Genomic DNA, 16,813 nt, shown 5'->3' with positions numbered 1-16,813 from the left:
GAACGCCCTGGTGCTGTCGTTCGTCGACGACCTGGACGACCGGGTCGTCGAGATCGCCCGGCGGGGCATCGAGCCCGCCAAGCGCGAGACGTACGACGGTGGCGTGACCAAGGTGACCTACCGGGACGCGGAAGGCAATGAGATCAGCTTCGGTGGCGTCCCGGGGTGATGCCACCTCGGACCTGATCACGGATCGCCAAGGATCAATGAACCCTTTCATCTGCAGTGGGCCTGTGCGAGGCGGTGGTTTTGAAGGACGGCGATGGCCTTGCACAGGTGTCCGGCCTTGGAAGGGCTGCAACGTAGCCTTCGAAGGATCTTCCAGCTCTTCAGCTGGGCGTTCGCGCGTTCGCCGGGTCCGCGGAGTCTGGCGTGGGAGCGATTGGCCCGTTTCTGGGGCTCGGGCTTGCCTTTGTACGGGGTGACGACCGGGCCCTCGGCTCCTTGATAGGCCTTGTCGGCCAAGGTGACGATCCCGGCCTTCTCCAGTTCGCGCAGGATGCCCCAGACGCGGGCGGCGCTCAGGTCGTGCGTCTTGCCCGGCAGCGCGCCCGAGGTCCATAGGATCGTCCCATCCGGTGAGGCGATGACCTGGATGTTCATGCCGTGCACGCGGTGCTTGCCGGAGCTGTAGGGCCGGTCGGCTTGATCCGGTCGATGCGGATCAGCGTGCCGTCCAGCACCAGGTAGTGCAGCCCGTCCCGCTTGGCCTTGCGTAGCGCCTGGCCGAGCTTGGGCGAGCGCGCCGACAGCAGCATCACGGTCTCCTCCACATACCGCCACGCCGTCGCCGTCGAGACCCCGAACCCGGCCCCGAGCTCAGGGAATGTCTCTCCCTTGTGCAGGTAGACCAGCACGAGCAGGGCTTGTTGTCCCGGGTTGAGCAGCCGCCAGACCGAGCCGATCGCCTTGCGGTGCCGGCGGATGAGGCCGGCGACGTAGTTCAGGGTTGAGCGCGACACGTCGACGGCAGCACGATAGAACAGCATCCGAGGCCCCTGGTTGTGGCGGACGTGATTGTGGTGATCAACCCGTCTACCAGGGGTTTCGCCATGCCATCAGGCAAACGCCAACCTCGCGATCATGCTGTGATCAGCAGCCCGCCGCACGGGGATGAAAACGGCTCATTATCTCTTCTGCTCGCGCGCGCCCTTGCGTGCCGGTCGGCCCGGCTCGTTTCTTGCTTGCTCCTTGGCCCATGCCAGAATCCGGTCAGACCTGTTCGGTGGCTCGTTGTCGGCCACCTCCTGGTACCTGGCGGCGGCGCCACAACCGACATCGATGGGCCAGATGGTGACCATATAAACCTCTGGGCAGACCTGCTTGTATGCCTTGTTGTTGAGGCTCCTGCCGCGAGTATGGACTCTCATGCGGTAGCGACCTGGCCCTTGCGGGGTTAGGTTGGGAAACTGCGAGGGAGGATCACCCATCAGCCCGAACAGCACCGTTTCACCGGTTAACGTGACGAGGTCGATCTCAATACTCTCCTCCCACTCCTCGGGGCGAGGCAGGTTTGGAGGTGCTGCCGCCAGCTGGATCGTCACGTCGAGAAATCCCGTGTGCACGCCTGTCCAAATCACCGCAAGGCCTGGCCGAGCGGCGGCCAACTGGTCAGATGAATGGTCTGGAGAACCCTTATCGAAGCCGCGGTCGCTTACCCTGAGCTGTCGGTAAGAGACGAAAACCCTATCCGCTCGTTCGGTGCGCACGATCTCAGTCACAGATGCGATCTTAAAACAACGAGTTGCGAGATAGGCGAGGCGACCGCGAACAGCACAAGCGCCTCTAAGCCTTGACTGCCTGGTTGGCGGGTGCTGATTCGACGTAGACCGTCGCGCGCTATGACAGTCAGCGCGTAGGGCCGGCGATGGCCAAGGCAAAAGTGCCTCGCTCGTCTTAGTTCGTCACCCACGATCCGTACTTCGAAGATCAGCCACGTTACCCGGCGAACCAGGGTGAGGAACGAACCCTGGCTCGCCGATCGCCCCCAAGCACGTACGGCGTCCAGCCATGCAGTGGCGATCGTAGGGCTGCATCTGTGCGGCGGGGCAACCCCGGTCGGGGCGTTCGGTTGGTACGGCGGGGTTGGCGCGCGGCGCCCGGCCCGGTGTCCCGCCGCCGTCCGGGACCGGACCCCAGGCCGCACGCCCGGACGGCGGGAGGGCGTAGGGCCGGGGTACGGCGGCGCGCCGCGCCGCCGCTTGATCGTCTATAAGAACTATTCGGCAACGGTGCACTGGTTGAGGCCCACGCGACAGAAGCAAGGGGCCAGCCACTGCAAGTCCTTCCACATGCTATAAGTGCGGTAGAGGAGCCTGCGAGATGGCCTATATACCACGTTCGTGTGGCAAGGGCTCGACAGAGAAAACCCTTGTGTACTCTGTCAAGTTGTCGAAACTCCTCGAATAAAGGCTCACATTCTCGTCGAGAGAATCGTACAATGCTTCCCGCACGTCGGCTACTCCAACAAATGTCCAGGTAACGGCCTCTCCATATTCATTGCTATAGGTAGTCTCATCCTCGCGTCCTCGCACTTCTGCTGCCATGCGAGCTTCATCGAGGGAGCGACAATGAAGCAACACGATATCCTCGCTAAAAAGAGGGGGCTTATAGCCTCCACCAACCTGACTCTTGAATATCAGGGTCGCAATGTACGGAGACGTATTTCCGCTGCTCACCATCACCCTTTTCCTTCACGACGAACAATCCGCTCCGACCAGAAATAGGATTAGGTCGGAGCGGATTGTTGAACGTATATATTACGGCTTAGAGAATCTGCTGTCCGCGAGGAGCTTCCAGGCCGTCCGGCCTGCAGTAGTTCGACCTTAATCTGCGCGAGCGCCAATGGCAGGTACTCGCTAGGGAACCTGGTCCTCACAGACGCTAACCTGCATTTGGAGATGTAGTCGTCCGCCGTGGTAGCGAAGTTCTCCTCAACCTTACAGCCGTCTGGGATCATGCTGGCGACGGCGCTGGGGGGCGCGGAAGCTGCCATTGCGCTGGGCGCTGCCGCCAGAACGGTAAGCCCGACCAGGCCTGCAAGAATGGCTCTTGCGGGGCGAATGAGTGTGTTCACTGATCCCCTTTCGAAGAGACAGGATGCTATCGGTTCATGTAGGGGTCTTCTGCTTCGCGACGAAGGTCCTCTTCTGTGATCTTTATCGGCGCGAAGCCTAGGTTCGGATTATCCTTCCAGGCCGTGCAGCTGTCCGCTCCGCGCGGTCGCTGCTCGCAAATCTGCATCCTGACGATGACCGTGCCCGAACCCGACGTCGCACAGGCACCCACACCGCGCTTTTCCCAGAATGCGCCCGAATTTCCGGAGGCGCGCACGTACTTGACCTGAACGCCGAGGTTGTCGTCCTCGCCGTCACAAAGCGTGACTTCTTTGTCGTCGAGAGAGGTGACAGCCGTGTTTGCGCCATGCTCGACTAGGAACGTAGCCGCCGATGCGGGGGCAGCGGTCCCGAATAGGGCGGCTCCGAGGAGTCCGACAGCGACAATCGAACGCTTGGCTGGCCTCATGAATCTCCTGGCTCGCCAAGCAGCTGGCCACCAAGCCCGAGCCGGTGATGACCTCCGACCGCGGCGTCGCCCTGAACTCGGCCTACCTGACCCGCTTCCGCACCGCATCCCGCGACCACCTGCCCCTGGAGATCCGCCCTGCTGGACGCGTCATGGTCATCACCTGCGGCACCCACTTCCTCGGCCTGGCCATGCCCATGGACCTGACCACGGCCCGCGAGAACACCTCCGACCCGCTGACCGGCTGGCTGCCCACCGGCACCGGCGCACCCACCACCGGCCGTACCGCCGCCTGAGCGAAGGGAACACCTGATGCTGACACTGATGGACTGGTTCTGCGGCGCCACATGAACGCTTACGCCCCCGAAGGTTCCACCCGACTCCGCATCGTGCCCATGACGCTCGCCCGAGCGCGAGCGTTCATAACCCAGTACCACCGCCATCACGCTGCGCCACAAGGTCACAAGTTGTCTTTCGGCGTGGTCACCTCAGACGGGCATTTGGTAGGCGTGGCTGTCGTGGGGCGCCCGGTGAGTCGCATCCTGGACACCGGCGAGATCGTCGAGGCCACCCGAGTGGCCACCAACGGCCACCCCAACGCCTGCTCGGCACTACCAGCTGCGGCATGGCGCACCTTCCGCAACGCCGGCTACCGCCGTCTGATCACCTACATCCAAGACGGCGAAACCGGCGTCAGTTTGCGCGCAGCTGGCATGCGACTGGTCGCCACCCTGCCGCCGCGGCCTGGTTGGGACACCCCCAGTCGTCCCCGCACCACTCTTGGGACGGAGCACATCGGACGCCGACTCTGGGAGTTCGCCACCTCCGAAGCTGCACCCCTTCCTGAGGAGCTCTGGCGTGACGTTATTCGTGACGTTATCCGATTGCCCAAGCGCCGCTGCGCCGTCTGCGAAAGACCCCTGCCATCACCTCACTCAGGCGCCGGCCGTCCCTCTCGGTACTGCTCCCACGCCTGCCGCCAAACCGCCTACCGCATGCGCACAGCAACTAGAAACGCCGGAGGTGCCGCATGAACAACACCACCCACGTACCGAGCCGGAGCCCGGTGACCTGCTCAACAAACCTGGCACTCGCCGCGCGGCCGGTACGGCGATGGATTCAACCCGGCAAACCCGCCCCGCCGTGGTGCCGACCTCGGCACGATAGCCCCAAGGCAACCACGCATCCCGTCGCCGCTTTTGTCGGCGTCGGCGCGTACGTTCACACCGAAACCACGTTCGAGATGGTGATGTCCATGACCACGATCGACGAGCAAGCCGCCGTCCTCGCCCTCACAAAAGCCACCCACACGCAGCCCTGGCACCACACTGCCCGCGCCATCGCCTCCGCAGGTAGCGCCCTCAAGCTCATGGATGGCGATGTGACCGGGCTGGTCGAAATCGACCAGGCACACGCCGCTGATCTCCGCTCCCGCGTGAGCATCGAAGACCTCGATCAGGCGCGCGACCTCATCACCACCATGCGCGCTGACGACGTCCACCTCATCACCGTCCTCGACGACACTTACCCCGGCAACATGCTGTGGGCGAACAACTACCAGCCGTTCGTGTGGGTGCGCGGCCGGATGGCTCCCGAGGACTACCGGGCCGTCGCCATCGTCGGGGAACACGACAGCGAGCATGCCACCGCCGCCGCCCGCGCTCTGGTCGAGGCTGGACTAACCGTCATCGCGCCGCTGCGTTCCGACCTGGACGCAGCCGTCCACGAGGCCGCACTCGAAGCCGGCGGGCGTACGCTCGGCGTGCTGGCCGGCGGGATAGCCGCACCCGACACGCTCGGACCGCACGCGAATGTCGCGCAGCAGATAGGCCAGCGCGGCGCGTTGGTCTCCCCGTTCTGGCCCGACACCACCCCCACCGACCGCACGATCGCGCGGGAACGCGTCGTGGCCTGCGGGTTAGCCGCCACCGTGTACATCGTGGACGGCGGCGACGACGGGCCCGGCCACCGCTGCACCGACATGGTGCTGAAGACGGGCAAGCATGTCTTCGTTCCCCAGCAGCTTCAGCAGGAACAGGCGTGGGTCGCACAGGCAGGGTTCCGGGGAGGCATCACTGTCGTCCAGGACACTGACGACCTGTCCAAGCACGCGGTCAATCTCGTAGATATGTGCTCCCAACCGACCATGTTCTGACCATGGGTGACGCTAGGGCGGTCACCGACCACGTCATCCAGCTCTACAGGAACGTTCCGGCGACGCGCTCCGGAGTCTGCCGGATCTGCCACACGGGGCCCAACAATAGGTACGACACAGGAGAGCCATACTGCATTTGCTCAAGCTGCGAACGCACCATGGGCGGGCTCTACCGTCCGACCACACATGTGGTACCTATCTCGTTAGCCGTCCAGGACGGCGACGATAACGGCCTGTTCAAGATTGTGGTCAGCAAGGCAAACGCGCGCGCGGCTCCGAGTTGGATGACGCCTCACACCCTGATGGCGGCGACTCTATCCCGCTTCTACGAAGCCCACGAGGCATGCCTTACAGGCTTAGCCGGCGGACCGTTCACGCTGGTGACTTCCATCCCCACCACCCGGAGAAACCAGCCCGTTGAGGCTTTCCACCCCCTGATACGGGTCATCAATGACGTCAGCGCATTGAAGGACCTGCACAAGCCGCAACTTTTGCTGGCCAACGATGAGTACGTACCAAGGCTCTACGACCGGTACTCCCACCCCGACGCCTTCCACGTAATGGGGGCACAGAAAGAAGATCAGGTCTTGCGCGGCGAACGGGTACTCCTCGTGGATGACTGGTTCATATCCGGTGCCCACGTACAGAGCGCCGCATCCAAACTGTTCGAACACGGGGCGGAAGAAGTCGTCGCGCTCGTCATCATCAGAGTGATAGACCCTTCCCCCTCGCGCCCCAACAGAATGGCCATCTGGCAGGAAGCATCAGCCGAACCCTTCGACTTCGACCGCTGCTGCATCCGCGACCGGCAAGACCACGCCAAGCACGTAAGCAACCTGTAATCGCCTCCCACGGCAACGCGGCCCCTGCTCACTGAGCTGAGAGCAGGGGGCCACCCGTACCAGCATCAACGCACGAAAGAGCCTCGGCGCCGACAGCGCCGAGGCTCTCACGCATTCCCAGCACCTGACCACCACGTGCCAGGCCAACCAGGTCGCCGAGGAGCCGCACCCGGCCGACTGGTCGACATGCTCCACGCCGGCCTGCTCGCCCCGGCACCGCAAGCGGCGCCGCGACGGTTCCACGTGAGGAGGGGCTTCGCCCCCCGCCCCCCTGGGACCTGCCGGGGGTAACCGACGGCGCGGACGTGTTCGCCCTCGTCTGCGAGCAAGCCGGACACCCCCTGCCACCACCAACTACGTGCGTTGGAAGGCCGGAGCCAGGACGTGGAAGAAGCCGTTTCGCAACGCGGCCCAGGCCGACACCTACCGGGGCGAGATCCAGGCCGCCGCGCGGAAGGGCGAGGCGTTCAGCCTGCTCACGGGAGAGCCAGTCTCATGGAGTCGCAGGGAGCGCCCGGCCATGACCTGGTATGCCTTCGCCTGCACGTTCGTAGACATGAAGTGGAAAGGCGCGTCGGCGAAGTATCGCCAGGACATCGCCCGAGCGCTCACCGCCGCCACCCCCGCGATGCTCGCGAATGAGCGCGGTAAGCCCGATGACCTCGCGCTCCGAACGGCCATGCGCCGCTGGGGGTTCAACACCAAGCAGCGCGATGAGGCGTCCGACGATATAGCCGACGCGCTGCGCTGGCTGTCAGCCAACACCAGACCTGTGTCCGCGCTGGCTGATGACTCCGTTCTCGTGAGAGCCCTGCTCGACACGGCCACGTCCCGCCTCGACGGAAAGCGGGCTGCCACGAGTACTGTCCTCCGAAACAAGACCATCTTGCAAAGCGCCCTGGATTACGGCGTGGAGCTGAAACTCCTTCCAGCCAATCCGCTCAAGGGCATCAAGTGGAAGGCACCCAAGAGCAGCCGCGAGGTGGACCGCCGCAGCGTGGTCAATCACGCTCAGGCTCGCGCCCTGCTCACCGCGGTCAAGGCCCAGTACCCGAGCGGCAAACGCTTGGTGGCGTTCTTCGCGCTCATGTATTACGCGGGACTGCGCCCCGAGGAAGTCGTCAACCTGCGGGACCACAACGTCACCCTTCCGCCTCTGGTTCTGAACGAGAAGACCGGCGACCGGGAGGAGTCTGAGGAGTGGGGAGAGCTGCACTTCGCCAAGGCGGCCCCATTCGCTGGCCGGGAGTGGACAGATGACGGCACGCTCCGCGAGGAACGCTCACTCAAGCATCGCGCCGACGGCCATGCTCGCCCCGTGCCAATCCCCCCAGCCCTGGTCCGGATTCTCCGTGAGCACCTGGCCGCGCCGTACGGCAGGGCCGCCGACGGCCGGCTGTTCTCGGGCGTTCGTGGAGGAGAGCTACCCAGCATCACCTACCGGCGCGTCTGGGCCAAGGCCCGCCAGGACGCACTCACCCCCGAGGAGGCCGCCTCACCGCTGGCCAGAAGGGTCTATGACCTCCGCCACGCCTGCGTCTCCACGTGGCTCAACGCAGGCGTAGCGCCCACGCAGGTAGCCGAGTGGGCCGGCCACAGCGTGGAAGTCCTGCTCAGGATCTACGCCAAGTGCATCGTCGGCCAAGACGAGGCCGCCAAGCGCCGGATCGCCGACGCGCTCGAGGAAGACTGATCTGGAACCCCTGGGAAACTTGGGCACGTATTCGGCACGATCAACCGCAGTCGCCCGCCGGTAGCCGCACACCACCGCACAAGACGCAAGAGCCCCCGACCGGCGTTACCGCTGGTCAGGGGCTGTTTTTCCTGATCACAGGACGCGCGCCCTGCAGGATTCGAACCTGCGACCGTCGGATTAGAAGTCCGGTGCTCTATCCAGCTGAGCTAAGGGCGCTCCCGCCTTATTGTGCATGATCCGGCGACATGTCATGCACACGTTTTCGAAGTGTCAGTCCGGGAGGCAGGGCTCGCAGGGCTCGCAGAGCCGTGGACGGCAGGGGTTCGGCTCGTGAGTTCCGTGGCCAGGGTCGTGGCTCCGGACTTGCTGTGAAGGGCGGGGCAGTGGTTGAAGTACGGGCGGAAGTGCTGCTTCTTGTCGGCCCTGATCAGCGTCTCGACGACCTTGCCGTTCAGGCTCACGATGCCCACTCCCTTGTCGGTAGACGTCGTCATACCAGCCGAGCACCGTGCCCCAGGACACGCTGAAGCCCAGGCGGATCCGGGTGACCGCGTTGCCGGTCCTGGTGTCCCACACACGGGCCGCCTTCTCCAGGGAGGTGCAGGCCGTGACGAAGCGGCGGCCGGACGGCGTGAAGGCGCCCAGCCCCTCCCCCGCCAGCCGGCCTCGGACGTGCCAGGTCCGCTTGACGGCTCCCGTGAGGTCGTACTGACGGACGATGGACTTGCCGTTCTTCCCCCAGCGGACCCCGACTGCCTTGCTGTCGTGGGTCCGCTGGAAGCCGCCGACCGTGATCAGCGCCTTGTCGATGCGGACGAAGCGGGGCTGCAGCAAGGGGACGTCGATCAGCACGATTCCCTGCGAACGGGGCTCGAAGCCGGGTTCGAAGAGGTTGAGGAGCAGGGAGCGGCCGTCCGGAGACCACAGATCGTTTGGGGATACTGGCCGTCGGGGGTGGCGGCACCGGAAGCTCGACCTGCGTCACCTTGCCGGTCTTCCGGTCCAGGAGTGACACCGTCTGGCATCGTCCGCTCGGGTTGGGTGGCGACCCAGCGTTCGTCGGGCGAGGCGGTGACGCTGCCCAGGTCTGGAGAAGGGCGACCTCGTCCCCGTAGAGCTCGTGTAGGACGTGAACTGGATCGGACGGTCTGCCAGCTTGGCCACGATGCCGGACGACGTTCCGGGCAGGGGGCCGACCGGCGGCTGGGCGGGCGAGCCTGCGACGCCTACCCGACCGGAAGGGCCAGTACGGCAAGGTTAAAGGCCATCGATAGTCGGAAATTTCCGGGGACGTTCGCCGGATGCCACATGATCACGAGTTGCCCGGGATAGTGATCTCCGGATCGTCCGACACGCCTCGTGGCCTGATCAAAACGGCGCGCGGGAGTTGGACAGATAGGTCTAAACTGTCTTGGCATGGTCGCGACGCTCCTGCATGAAATTCCCCTGCAGGGCGGGGACGTGACAGACGGGGTGGTGCGCGTCGGCGATACCGTGCGCAGGCCCGCGAAACCGTCGACGCCCGCCGTGCACGCTCTGCTCCGCCACCTGGAAGCCGCGGGGTTCGCGGGTGCGCCGCGGGTGGTCGGCATGGACGCGCTGGGGCGAGAGATTCTCACGTATGTCCCGGGGAGCACCGGGTTGAATCTCCTCACCGCCACCGACGAGGCTTTGGCCGGGGTTGCCGGGTTGCTGCGGGAGTTTCACGATGCGACGGCCGGTTTTCCGCTGCATGCGGACGGCTGGGAGTGCGGTTCGAATGATGATTTATCGCCCGAAGTCATCGGTCATTGTGATTTGACGACAGATAACGTGATCTTTCGTGATGGAAGTCCTAGGGCGATGATTGATTTTGATATGGCCCGGCCTACCACGCGATTGTTCGACATCGTGACCACGCTCCGGCACTGGGCCCCCATCGCCGACCCGGTCGACCGCCATCCGCTCCACCGGAACGTCAGCGCGGGTGCCCGGTTGCGCCTGTTCTGCGACGCCTACGGGGTGGCCGCGCGTGACCGCCGCCGCCTGCTCGAACTGTCGCGGCTCCGTTTCCACCGGTCCTACGCGGCCATGCACGCCCGCGCCGCCTCGGGCGGCGGCTGGGCCAGGATGTGGGCGGGCGGCGCAGGCCAGCGCATCCGCCGCGCCTCAGCCTGGCTGGACGCCCACGAGGACGACCTTCGTCAGCATCTGGTCTGATCCATCCCGCCCGCAGAGCGACGAGCCTCAGACACCTCTCTTCTGGTCCCGATTCTTGGCCACCGCTTTGTGCGGGTCTCGTCCTGCGCGGACGAGTAGCTGGCCGCATATGCCGGGAGGTGGGCTTTGTGCGGGTCTCGTCCTGCGTGGACGAGTAGTCGGCCGCATATGCCGAGAGGTGGGGTTCGTGCGGGGTCTCGTCCTGCGTGGCGTGTGCCGGGAGGTGGGCTTCCAGTCGCGGCCATCTGCGCAGGGAGGTGGGCTTCGTGCTGGTCTCGTACGGGTTGATCGTGTCTTTGGGCGTATGTGCAGGAAGATGAGGGTCATGCACATCTCGTCTGATCGCGCGCTGGGATTGGCGCTGGGGGTTGCGCTGGACGCGATCTTCGCCGATCCGCGCGCGGGCCATCCTGTCGCCCTGTTCGGACGTACCGCGTCCAAGCTGGAGGAGAGGCTGTACGGCGACAGCGAGCCGCGCGGCGCCGTCCACGTCATTCTCTGCGTGGGTGGCGCGGCCGGACTCGGCGTTCTGGCGGAACGGGTCGTCAACCCCGCCGCTCGTACGGCGTTGACCGCGCTCGCCACCTGGGCCGTCCTCGGCGGCACCACTCTGGCCCGCGAGGGGGCGATCATGGCGGGCGCCCTGGAGGACGACGACTTGGCGGCGGCCCGCGAGCGGCTGCCGCACCTGTGCGGGCGCGACCCCTCGCAGCTGGACGAGAAGGGCCTGGCCAGGGCCACGGTCGAGTCTCTGGCCGAGAACACGTCGGACGCCGTCGTGGCGCCGCTCTTCTGGGGCGCGGTCGCGGGCGTGCCGGGGCTGCTGGCCTACCGGGCGATCAACACGCTCGACGCGATGATCGGCCACCGCTCCCCCCGCTACGCGCGGTTCGGCTGGGCGGCGGCCAGGCTGGACGATGCCGCGAACTACGTCCCGGCCCGGCTGACCGGGGTGCTGACCGTCCTCCTCAGCCGGGACCGGGCGCGGACGCTGGCCGTCCTGCTGAAGGACGGCCACCGGCATCCGAGCCCCAACGCCGGACGATGCGAGGCGGCGTTCGCCGGCGCCCTGGGCGTCACGCTGGGCGGCACGAACGTGTACGGCGGCAGGACCGAGCACCGGCCCACCATGGGCGACGGCCGCGCGCCCGAGGTCGGGGACGTCAGGCGGGCGGTCCGCCTCACCCGGGCGGTCAGCCTGGCGGCGGCCGGGCTGGCGGTCCTCACGGCCTGGCGCCTCCGCCGCCGCTGACCCCGCGCCGACGTCCTGGAAGCACGTATGTCCCGAGCACGTACGGCGTCAGCGGCGCGAGCGGGCGAGGCCCGCCTTCGGCAACGCCAGCACGAACACACGAAGAGCGGGACCCGCGTGGCGCTGTCGCGGATCCCGCCCTGTCCAGGTGAACCGCCCAGCCTGGGCTGGCCGAAACCGAGCCGCCCGAGGCTGGCCACCCGTAACCGGTCCGGCCGAAGGACGGGCCGCTCTGATGGGCCGACCAGGGTGGGTTAGCCGGGGCGGGTTAGCCGAGGCGGGCCGGCCGCCGTGCGGCCGACCAGTCCGACCAAAGACAGGCCGACCGGGGTGGGCCAGCCGGGGTGGGTTAGCGGTTGCGGCTGGACCAGAGAGGCTTGTTGTCGCTGGAGTAGATGACGATCTGCCCATCGTTGTTGACCGCCAGCCAGGCGCCCGGGTTGCCCGCCGTCTTGGTGGTCCACAGCGCCTTGTCGTCGGCTCCGTACACGACCCAGTTGCCCTCCGGCTGCATCACCGAGCGGGCGCCGGGGTGCCCGTCGGTGGGCGTGGTCCACACGGCCTTCTGCCCGCCCTGCGTGTCGTACAGGACGGCGTTGCCCTCCGGCTGCTGGAACAGCTTGAACCGGCCGTTGGCCGACTGCACCCACTGCCCGGCGCGCAGCACGTGGCCGGACGGGAGCTTGCCGAAGTACGTGTTCGAGGACCAGAGCGGGGCGTTGTCCCGGGAGTACAGCACCAGGTTGCCGCTGTCCTTGGGCAGCAGGAGGTACGCGCCGGGGTTGCCGGCCGTCGGCGTCGACCACAGCGGCTTGTTGTCGACGCCGTAGATGACCAGGTTGCCCTCCTTCTGCATGGTCGCGCGGGCGCCGGGCTTGCCCGAGGTCGGCGACGTCCACAGGGCCTTGGTGCCGTCGTAGAAGACCAGGTTGCCCTGGGCCTGCTGGACGAGCTTGAACCTGCCCGAGGTCAGCGACTGTCCCGGGAGCAGCGACTCGCCGGGGCCGAGCCGGTCGTTGGCGGCCTGAACCGCACCGGCGGTCGTGGCGGTGTCGGCACTGGCGGCCTGCGCCGCGACGAGCGGGGCGACGAGCAACGAACCGGCCATGACGGCGATCGCGGCCTTCTTCGTGATCAACTTCCGTCTCTTCCTGGTAGGTACGACATCAATGAGGGCAAGACCCTGACAGAAGATCTTGGTGTTTCGTTGGCGTCCCGGGCTTTAGCGAGCGTTTAGCGGGGTCGGCCATGCTGTGTCAGATGGATCTTTTGGAGTTTCGTCTGCTTGGGTCCATCGACGCCTGTCACGGGGGGAGCCGCCTGGAGCTGGGGCCGCGCAAGCGCCGCTACGCGCTGGCCGCGTTGCTGCTCGACCTGAACCGAACGGTGCCGGTGGAGCGATTGATCGACGCGGTGTGGGAGGGCGAGCCGCCGGACAGCGCGCGGGTGACCGTCCAGGGGCACGTGTACCGGCTGCGCCGCACGCTGGTCCCGGCGGTGATGGTGGAGACGGCGGGGGCCGGTTACGTCCTGCGCGCGGAGCCCTGCCAGGTGGACGCGTTGCGCTTCATGCGGTTGGTGGGCGAGGCCGGGGACGCGGACGACGAGCGCGGCGCGGATCTGCTGGACGAGGCGCTGGAGCTGTGGGCGGGCCCGGCGTTCGGCGGGCCCGGGGGCGGCAAGCCGCTGGAGGTGGCGGCGGTCGAGCTGGAGGAGGCCCGCCTGTCGGCCGTCGAGGAGCTGGCCAGGCGGCGGTTGCGGCTGGGGCAGCCGGAGCGGGCCGTGTCGCACCTGCGGGCCGCCGTCACGGCGGACCCGCACAGGGAGCGTCTCGTGGCGCTGCTGATGACCGCCTTCTACCAGCTCGGACGCCAGGCGGAGGCCCTCGACCTGTACGACAGGACCCGCCGGTGGCTCTCCGAGCACCTCGGCGTGGACCCGGGCCCCGAACTACGGGCCACCTTCGAGTCGCTCCTGGCGGGCCGCCCGTGACCAGGGCGGGCCGCCCTGGTCCGTGGCGCCCCTGACGGGCCCGGGTCAGTCGAGGGCCCGCTGGACGGCCATCGCGTCGGCCTCGTCCAGGCGGTGGCCGAGTTCGCGGTGCAGGGCGGCGGCCCGGCCGGCGTACTCGCGGGCGGACGGGAGCCGTCCTTCGGCCAGGTGGACGCGGGCGATCAGGGTGAGCGCCTGCCCGATCAGGCGGCGCAGCCCGTGTCCCGTGGCGGTGTCGAGGGCCTGCCTGGCCGGCTGCGCGGCCTCCTCGTGCCGCCCGTGGCGAAGCAGGACTCCGGCCATGGCGAGGCGGACCCGGGTGTTCAGGTACGGGTGCGTGCGCTCCCCGTAGGAGTCGAGGACCTCCTGGAGCATCGCGAGCCGCTCCTCAAGGGGAAGGGACTCGTCCACCCGGGCGAGGGTGGTGCGCGCCTCGTCGTACTCGCCTGACAGCCCCTTTCCCCGCCCGGCCTGCACGGCGCACCGGGCCAGCATCGCGGCGACGCCGGCGTCGCCGCGCAGGTGCTGGAGCACGGCCGCGCTGGAGAGCGCGGCGGCCGTCTGGAACTCGCCCGTCCACTCCAGGCCGTCGTGCAGGACCTCCTCCGCGGCGGTCAGGTCGCCGAGCGCCATGTGGATGTCGCCGAGGATGCACTGGGACCGCATCCGCCACGTGGACGAGTCGTTGGGCTCCGCGAGCTCCGACCGCATGCGGATGGCGCGTCGCTGCTGTTCGAGCGCCTCGCGGGCATGCCCCTGCCAGAGGAGCACGAGCGCGTGGTTCTCCAGCGTCGCGGCCAGCTTCACCGAGGGGCCGAGCTCCTCCCAGACCCTGATCACGTGCGCGTAGTGGGCGGACCCGGTGCGGAAGTCGCCGAGGCTGCAGTTGGCGGACGCGAGGTTGGTGAGCGTCAGCAGGGTGCCCGAGGCCCAGCCGAGCTCCTCGTACAGGGCCGAGGCGCGCTCGTAGTGGGTGATGGCGGCGCGCGGGTCGTTGAGTACGAAACGGACGTTGGCCAGCGTGTGGTGCATGCTGGCCTGCCCGGCCAGGTCGCCGTCGCGTTCGGTGGCCTCCAGCGCGCGGCGGGCGAGCGTGGCGACCACGTCGAGGTGGATCCGGCCGGTCAGGAAGGCGCGCAGCACCTCGACCAGCCGCCACAGGGTGCGGCCTTCGACGTGGTCGATCACGGCGAGCAGGTTGTGCTGCTCGGCGTCGAGCCAGTCGCGGGCTGCGGCGGCGTCGGCGAGGTGCTCGGTGTCGGGTGGCAGGTCGGACTCGTCGAGCGGCAGCAGCTCGATGGACGGTTCGAGCAGGCGGGCGACCTCTCGCGCGGTGTGCAGGTAGTAGGCGTGCAGGCGGGCGGGGGCCGGGGCGTCCTCGTCGGTGCAGCGGTCGCGGGCGTAGAGCCTGACCAGGTCGTGCGGGTGGTACCTGCCGGTGGCGTGCTCCTCGACCAGGTGGGCAGAGGCGAGTCCGGCCAGGAGCCGTCCGGCCGTCCCTGGATCGGTTCCGGCGAGGCGGGCGGCGGAGCGGGCGGTGAAGTCGCAGCCGGGGATCAGCCCGAGCCGCCGGAACAGCAGCCGTGTGCCGGGGGCGAGCGCGGCGTAGGAGTGGCCGAAGGCCGCGGCGACCGTGGCCTGGGCGTCGCCCTCGACGGCGAGCGTGTTCCAGCGGTCGGCGCGCAGTTCCGCGACGTACCGGCGCAGGTCGGGGGCGTGCCCGGCGACGAGGTTGGCGCCCGCGATGCGCAGGGCCAGCGGCAGGTGCCCGCAGAGTTCAGCCATTTCGGCCGCCGCCTCGGGGTCGGCCTCGACGCGGCGCCGTCCGATCAGGTCGGCGAGCAGGTCGCGGGCGTCGGCGGGGGTGAGCGTGCGCAGGGTCACGCTCCGCGCGCCCTGCAGGGCCACCAGGCCGCGCAGCGCGTCGCGGCTGGTGACGATCACCGCGGACGGGCTGCCACCGGGCAGGAGCGGGCGCACCTGCTCCACGTGGGCCGCGTTGTCGAGCACCAGCAGCACCCGCCGGGTGGCGAGCGTGGAACGGTACAGGTCGAGCTGCTCGGCGAAGCCCGCGGGCGCCGACACGCCGAGCGCGACGAGGAAGCGGGGCAGCAGGCGCTCGGGCGGCAGCGGGTCGCCCTGGCCGTAGCCGTTGAGGTCCACGTGCAGCTGGCCGTCGGGGAAGTGCTCGGCGAGCAGGTGCCCGACGTGGGTGGCCAGCGCGGACTTGCCGATGCCCGCGGCCCCGGTCACCACGGCGACGACGCCGCCCGGTCGCAGCAGGGCGAGCAGCCGCTCCACTTCGGCGTCGCGGCCGACGAAGCCGGCCAGGTCCATGGGGAGCTGGCGCGGGACGGGCAGCCGTCCTTCCAGGACGCGCTGGTGCAGGTCGCGCAGGCGCGGCCCGGGGTCGACGCCGAGTTCGGCGGCGAAGAGCCGCTGCACGTCCCGGAAGAGCTCCAGCGCCTCGGTGCTGCGCCCGGCGTGCCACAGGGCCGTCATCACCAGCGCGTGGGACGTCTCCCTGAACGGCTCCTCGTCTCTGAGCTCCTGTAACACGCCCGGGACGGCGCTGTGGCAGCCCAGCTCGATCAGGGCGGCGGCGTACTCCTCGACGAGGTCCCAGCGCTCGCGCAGCAGCGGGCCGCGCACGCGCTGGTCCACCCAGGACGTGCCGAGCCCCTGCAGCGGCTGGCCGCGCCACTCGTCGAGCGCCCGCGTCCAGGCGTCGACCGCGTCCTCGCGCCGTGCCGCGGCCCTGCCTTCGGCCACGAGGCTGCGGAACCGTCCGAGATCGAGGTGTTCGGCGGGCACCACCAGCGAGTAGCCGGCGGACGTGCTCTGGATCACGTCGCCCAGTGCCTTGCGCAGCTGTGACACCTTCACCTGGATGACGGTCCGCGCGGTCTTGGGCGGGTCGTCCTCCCACAGCGCGGCGGCCAGCCTCTCGGCGGGCACGAACGTGCCGTGGTGCGCGGCGAGGACGCCGAACACGCAGCGTTGCTGGGCCCCGCCCAGCGGGACCTCGTTGCCACCGACACGAACCTCGACGGGGCCGAACAGACGGATATCCATCCCGCCCGAGCATAAACCGCCAGAGAACGCCATGTAGTCTGCTAAACCTACCCATTTAGTATTGATCTCCGGACCGG

General features: G+C 68.0%; 14 protein-coding genes, 1 tRNA gene and 1 pseudogene. 8 read left to right on the top strand and 8 right to left on the bottom strand.

Going from position 1 to position 16,813, the window contains the following annotated elements:
* Window positions 1-216 precede the first annotated feature (216 nt).
* The 4 genes and pseudogenes from ABT294_RS43085 to ABT294_RS43070 all read right to left on the bottom strand — a co-directional run bounded on the left by ABT294_RS43085 (window position 217) and on the right by ABT294_RS43070 (window position 3,525).
* Window positions 217-989 (bottom strand): annotated as a pseudogene (locus ABT294_RS43085) (transposase family protein).
* Window positions 990-1,127: 138 nt separating this feature from the next.
* Window positions 1,128-1,721, bottom strand: coding sequence for a hypothetical protein (locus ABT294_RS43080; RefSeq protein ID WP_350812259.1), 594 nt, complete (start codon window positions 1,719-1,721; stop codon window positions 1,128-1,130).
* Between the two features lie 606 nt (window positions 1,722-2,327).
* Window positions 2,328-2,681 (bottom strand): DUF4288 domain-containing protein, encoded by a 354-nt coding sequence (locus ABT294_RS43075; protein ID WP_350812258.1) that lies wholly within the window; start codon window positions 2,679-2,681, stop codon window positions 2,328-2,330.
* Between the two features lie 421 nt (window positions 2,682-3,102).
* Window positions 3,103-3,525, bottom strand: a complete 423-nt coding sequence (locus tag ABT294_RS43070; RefSeq protein ID WP_350812257.1) for a hypothetical protein — start codon at window positions 3,523-3,525, stop codon at window positions 3,103-3,105.
* Window positions 3,526-3,572: 47 nt separating this feature from the next.
* On the opposite strand from ABT294_RS43070, the gene ABT294_RS43065 reads away from it, so the two are divergent.
* From ABT294_RS43065 to ABT294_RS43045, 5 genes are all read left to right on the top strand, one after another.
* Entirely contained in the window at window positions 3,573-3,821 is a 249-nt protein-coding gene (locus ABT294_RS43065) for a hypothetical protein (protein ID WP_350812256.1), read from the top strand.
* 51 nt (window positions 3,822-3,872) lie between these two features.
* Entirely contained in the window at window positions 3,873-4,559 is a 687-nt protein-coding gene (locus tag ABT294_RS43060; protein ID WP_350812255.1) for an XF1762 family protein, read from the top strand.
* On the top strand, window positions 4,556-5,680 hold the full coding sequence (locus ABT294_RS43055; protein WP_350812254.1) for a DNA-processing protein DprA: 1,125 nt from the start codon (window positions 4,556-4,558) through the stop codon (window positions 5,678-5,680). The genes ABT294_RS43060 and ABT294_RS43055 overlap by 4 nt, the downstream gene beginning before the upstream one ends.
* A 2-nt stretch (window positions 5,681-5,682) precedes the next feature.
* Complete coding sequence (locus ABT294_RS43050; RefSeq protein WP_350812253.1) at window positions 5,683-6,522, top strand: phosphoribosyltransferase; 840 nt, start codon at window positions 5,683-5,685, stop codon at window positions 6,520-6,522.
* Between the two features lie 520 nt (window positions 6,523-7,042).
* Window positions 7,043-8,215: a tyrosine-type recombinase/integrase gene (locus ABT294_RS43045; protein ID WP_350812252.1), complete on the top strand. Its 1,173-nt coding sequence runs from the start codon at window positions 7,043-7,045 to the stop codon at window positions 8,213-8,215.
* A 145-nt stretch (window positions 8,216-8,360) separates the two neighbouring features.
* On the opposite strand, the gene ABT294_RS43040 is transcribed toward ABT294_RS43045, so the two are convergent.
* Together ABT294_RS43040 and ABT294_RS43035 are read right to left on the bottom strand one after the other, a co-directional pair.
* Window positions 8,361-8,434: transfer RNA gene (locus ABT294_RS43040), tRNA-Arg, on the bottom strand.
* Window positions 8,435-8,488: 54 nt separating this feature from the next.
* The gene (locus ABT294_RS43035) at window positions 8,489-9,070 is read right to left on the bottom strand and encodes a hypothetical protein (RefSeq protein WP_350812251.1); all 582 of its coding nucleotides are present in this window, start codon (window positions 9,068-9,070) and stop codon (window positions 8,489-8,491) included.
* A gap of 564 nt (window positions 9,071-9,634) precedes the next feature.
* Here ABT294_RS43035 and ABT294_RS43030 point away from each other — a divergent pair.
* Window positions 9,635-10,417, top strand: a complete 783-nt coding sequence (locus tag ABT294_RS43030; protein WP_350812250.1) for a phosphotransferase — start codon at window positions 9,635-9,637, stop codon at window positions 10,415-10,417.
* Between the two features lie 325 nt (window positions 10,418-10,742).
* Window positions 10,743-11,669: a cobalamin biosynthesis protein gene (locus ABT294_RS43025; protein ID WP_350812249.1), complete on the top strand. Its 927-nt coding sequence runs from the start codon at window positions 10,743-10,745 to the stop codon at window positions 11,667-11,669.
* Between the two features lie 349 nt (window positions 11,670-12,018).
* On the opposite strand, the gene ABT294_RS43020 is transcribed toward ABT294_RS43025, so the two are convergent.
* Window positions 12,019-12,807 (bottom strand): hypothetical protein, encoded by a 789-nt coding sequence (locus ABT294_RS43020; RefSeq protein WP_350812248.1) that lies wholly within the window; start codon window positions 12,805-12,807, stop codon window positions 12,019-12,021.
* Between the two features lie 122 nt (window positions 12,808-12,929).
* Between ABT294_RS43020 and ABT294_RS43015 the strand changes: the two genes are divergently transcribed.
* Window positions 12,930-13,661, top strand: a complete 732-nt coding sequence (locus ABT294_RS43015; RefSeq protein WP_350812247.1) for an AfsR/SARP family transcriptional regulator — start codon at window positions 12,930-12,932, stop codon at window positions 13,659-13,661.
* A gap of 45 nt (window positions 13,662-13,706) precedes the next feature.
* Here ABT294_RS43015 and ABT294_RS43010 read toward each other — a convergent pair whose 3' ends face one another.
* Window positions 13,707-16,736, bottom strand: coding sequence for an AfsR/SARP family transcriptional regulator (locus ABT294_RS43010; protein WP_350812246.1), 3,030 nt, complete (start codon window positions 16,734-16,736; stop codon window positions 13,707-13,709).
* Window positions 16,737-16,813 lie beyond the last annotated feature (77 nt).

This window comes from Nonomuraea sp. NPDC000554, assembly GCF_040300065.1.
GTDB lineage: Bacteria > Actinomycetota > Actinomycetes > Streptosporangiales > Streptosporangiaceae > Nonomuraea.
This window is presented reverse-complemented; position numbering and strand designations above follow the sequence as displayed.

Excerpts from the sequence above, each read along its gene's own strand:
- ABT294_RS43075 (WP_350812258.1), bottom strand. The coding sequence starts at position 2,681 with ATGGTGAGCAGCGGAAATACGTCTCCGTACATTGCGACCCTGATATTC.
- ABT294_RS43065 (WP_350812256.1), top strand. The coding sequence starts at position 3,573 with ATGACCTCCGACCGCGGCGTCGCCCTGAACTCGGCCTACCTGACCCGC.
- ABT294_RS43060 (WP_350812255.1), top strand. The coding sequence starts at position 3,873 with ATGAACGCTTACGCCCCCGAAGGTTCCACCCGACTCCGCATCGTGCCC.
- ABT294_RS43010 (WP_350812246.1), bottom strand. The coding sequence starts at position 16,736 with ATGGATATCCGTCTGTTCGGCCCCGTCGAGGTTCGTGTCGGTGGCAAC.
- ABT294_RS43070 (WP_350812257.1), bottom strand. The coding sequence starts at position 3,525 with ATGAGGCCAGCCAAGCGTTCGATTGTCGCTGTCGGACTCCTCGGAGCC.
- ABT294_RS43015 (WP_350812247.1), top strand. The coding sequence starts at position 12,930 with ATGGATCTTTTGGAGTTTCGTCTGCTTGGGTCCATCGACGCCTGTCAC.
- ABT294_RS43025 (WP_350812249.1), top strand. The coding sequence starts at position 10,743 with ATGCACATCTCGTCTGATCGCGCGCTGGGATTGGCGCTGGGGGTTGCG.
- ABT294_RS43050 (WP_350812253.1), top strand. The coding sequence starts at position 5,683 with ATGGGTGACGCTAGGGCGGTCACCGACCACGTCATCCAGCTCTACAGG.
- ABT294_RS43030 (WP_350812250.1), top strand. The coding sequence starts at position 9,635 with ATGGTCGCGACGCTCCTGCATGAAATTCCCCTGCAGGGCGGGGACGTG.
- ABT294_RS43055 (WP_350812254.1), top strand. The coding sequence starts at position 4,556 with ATGAACAACACCACCCACGTACCGAGCCGGAGCCCGGTGACCTGCTCA.
- ABT294_RS43045 (WP_350812252.1), top strand. The coding sequence starts at position 7,043 with ATGACCTGGTATGCCTTCGCCTGCACGTTCGTAGACATGAAGTGGAAA.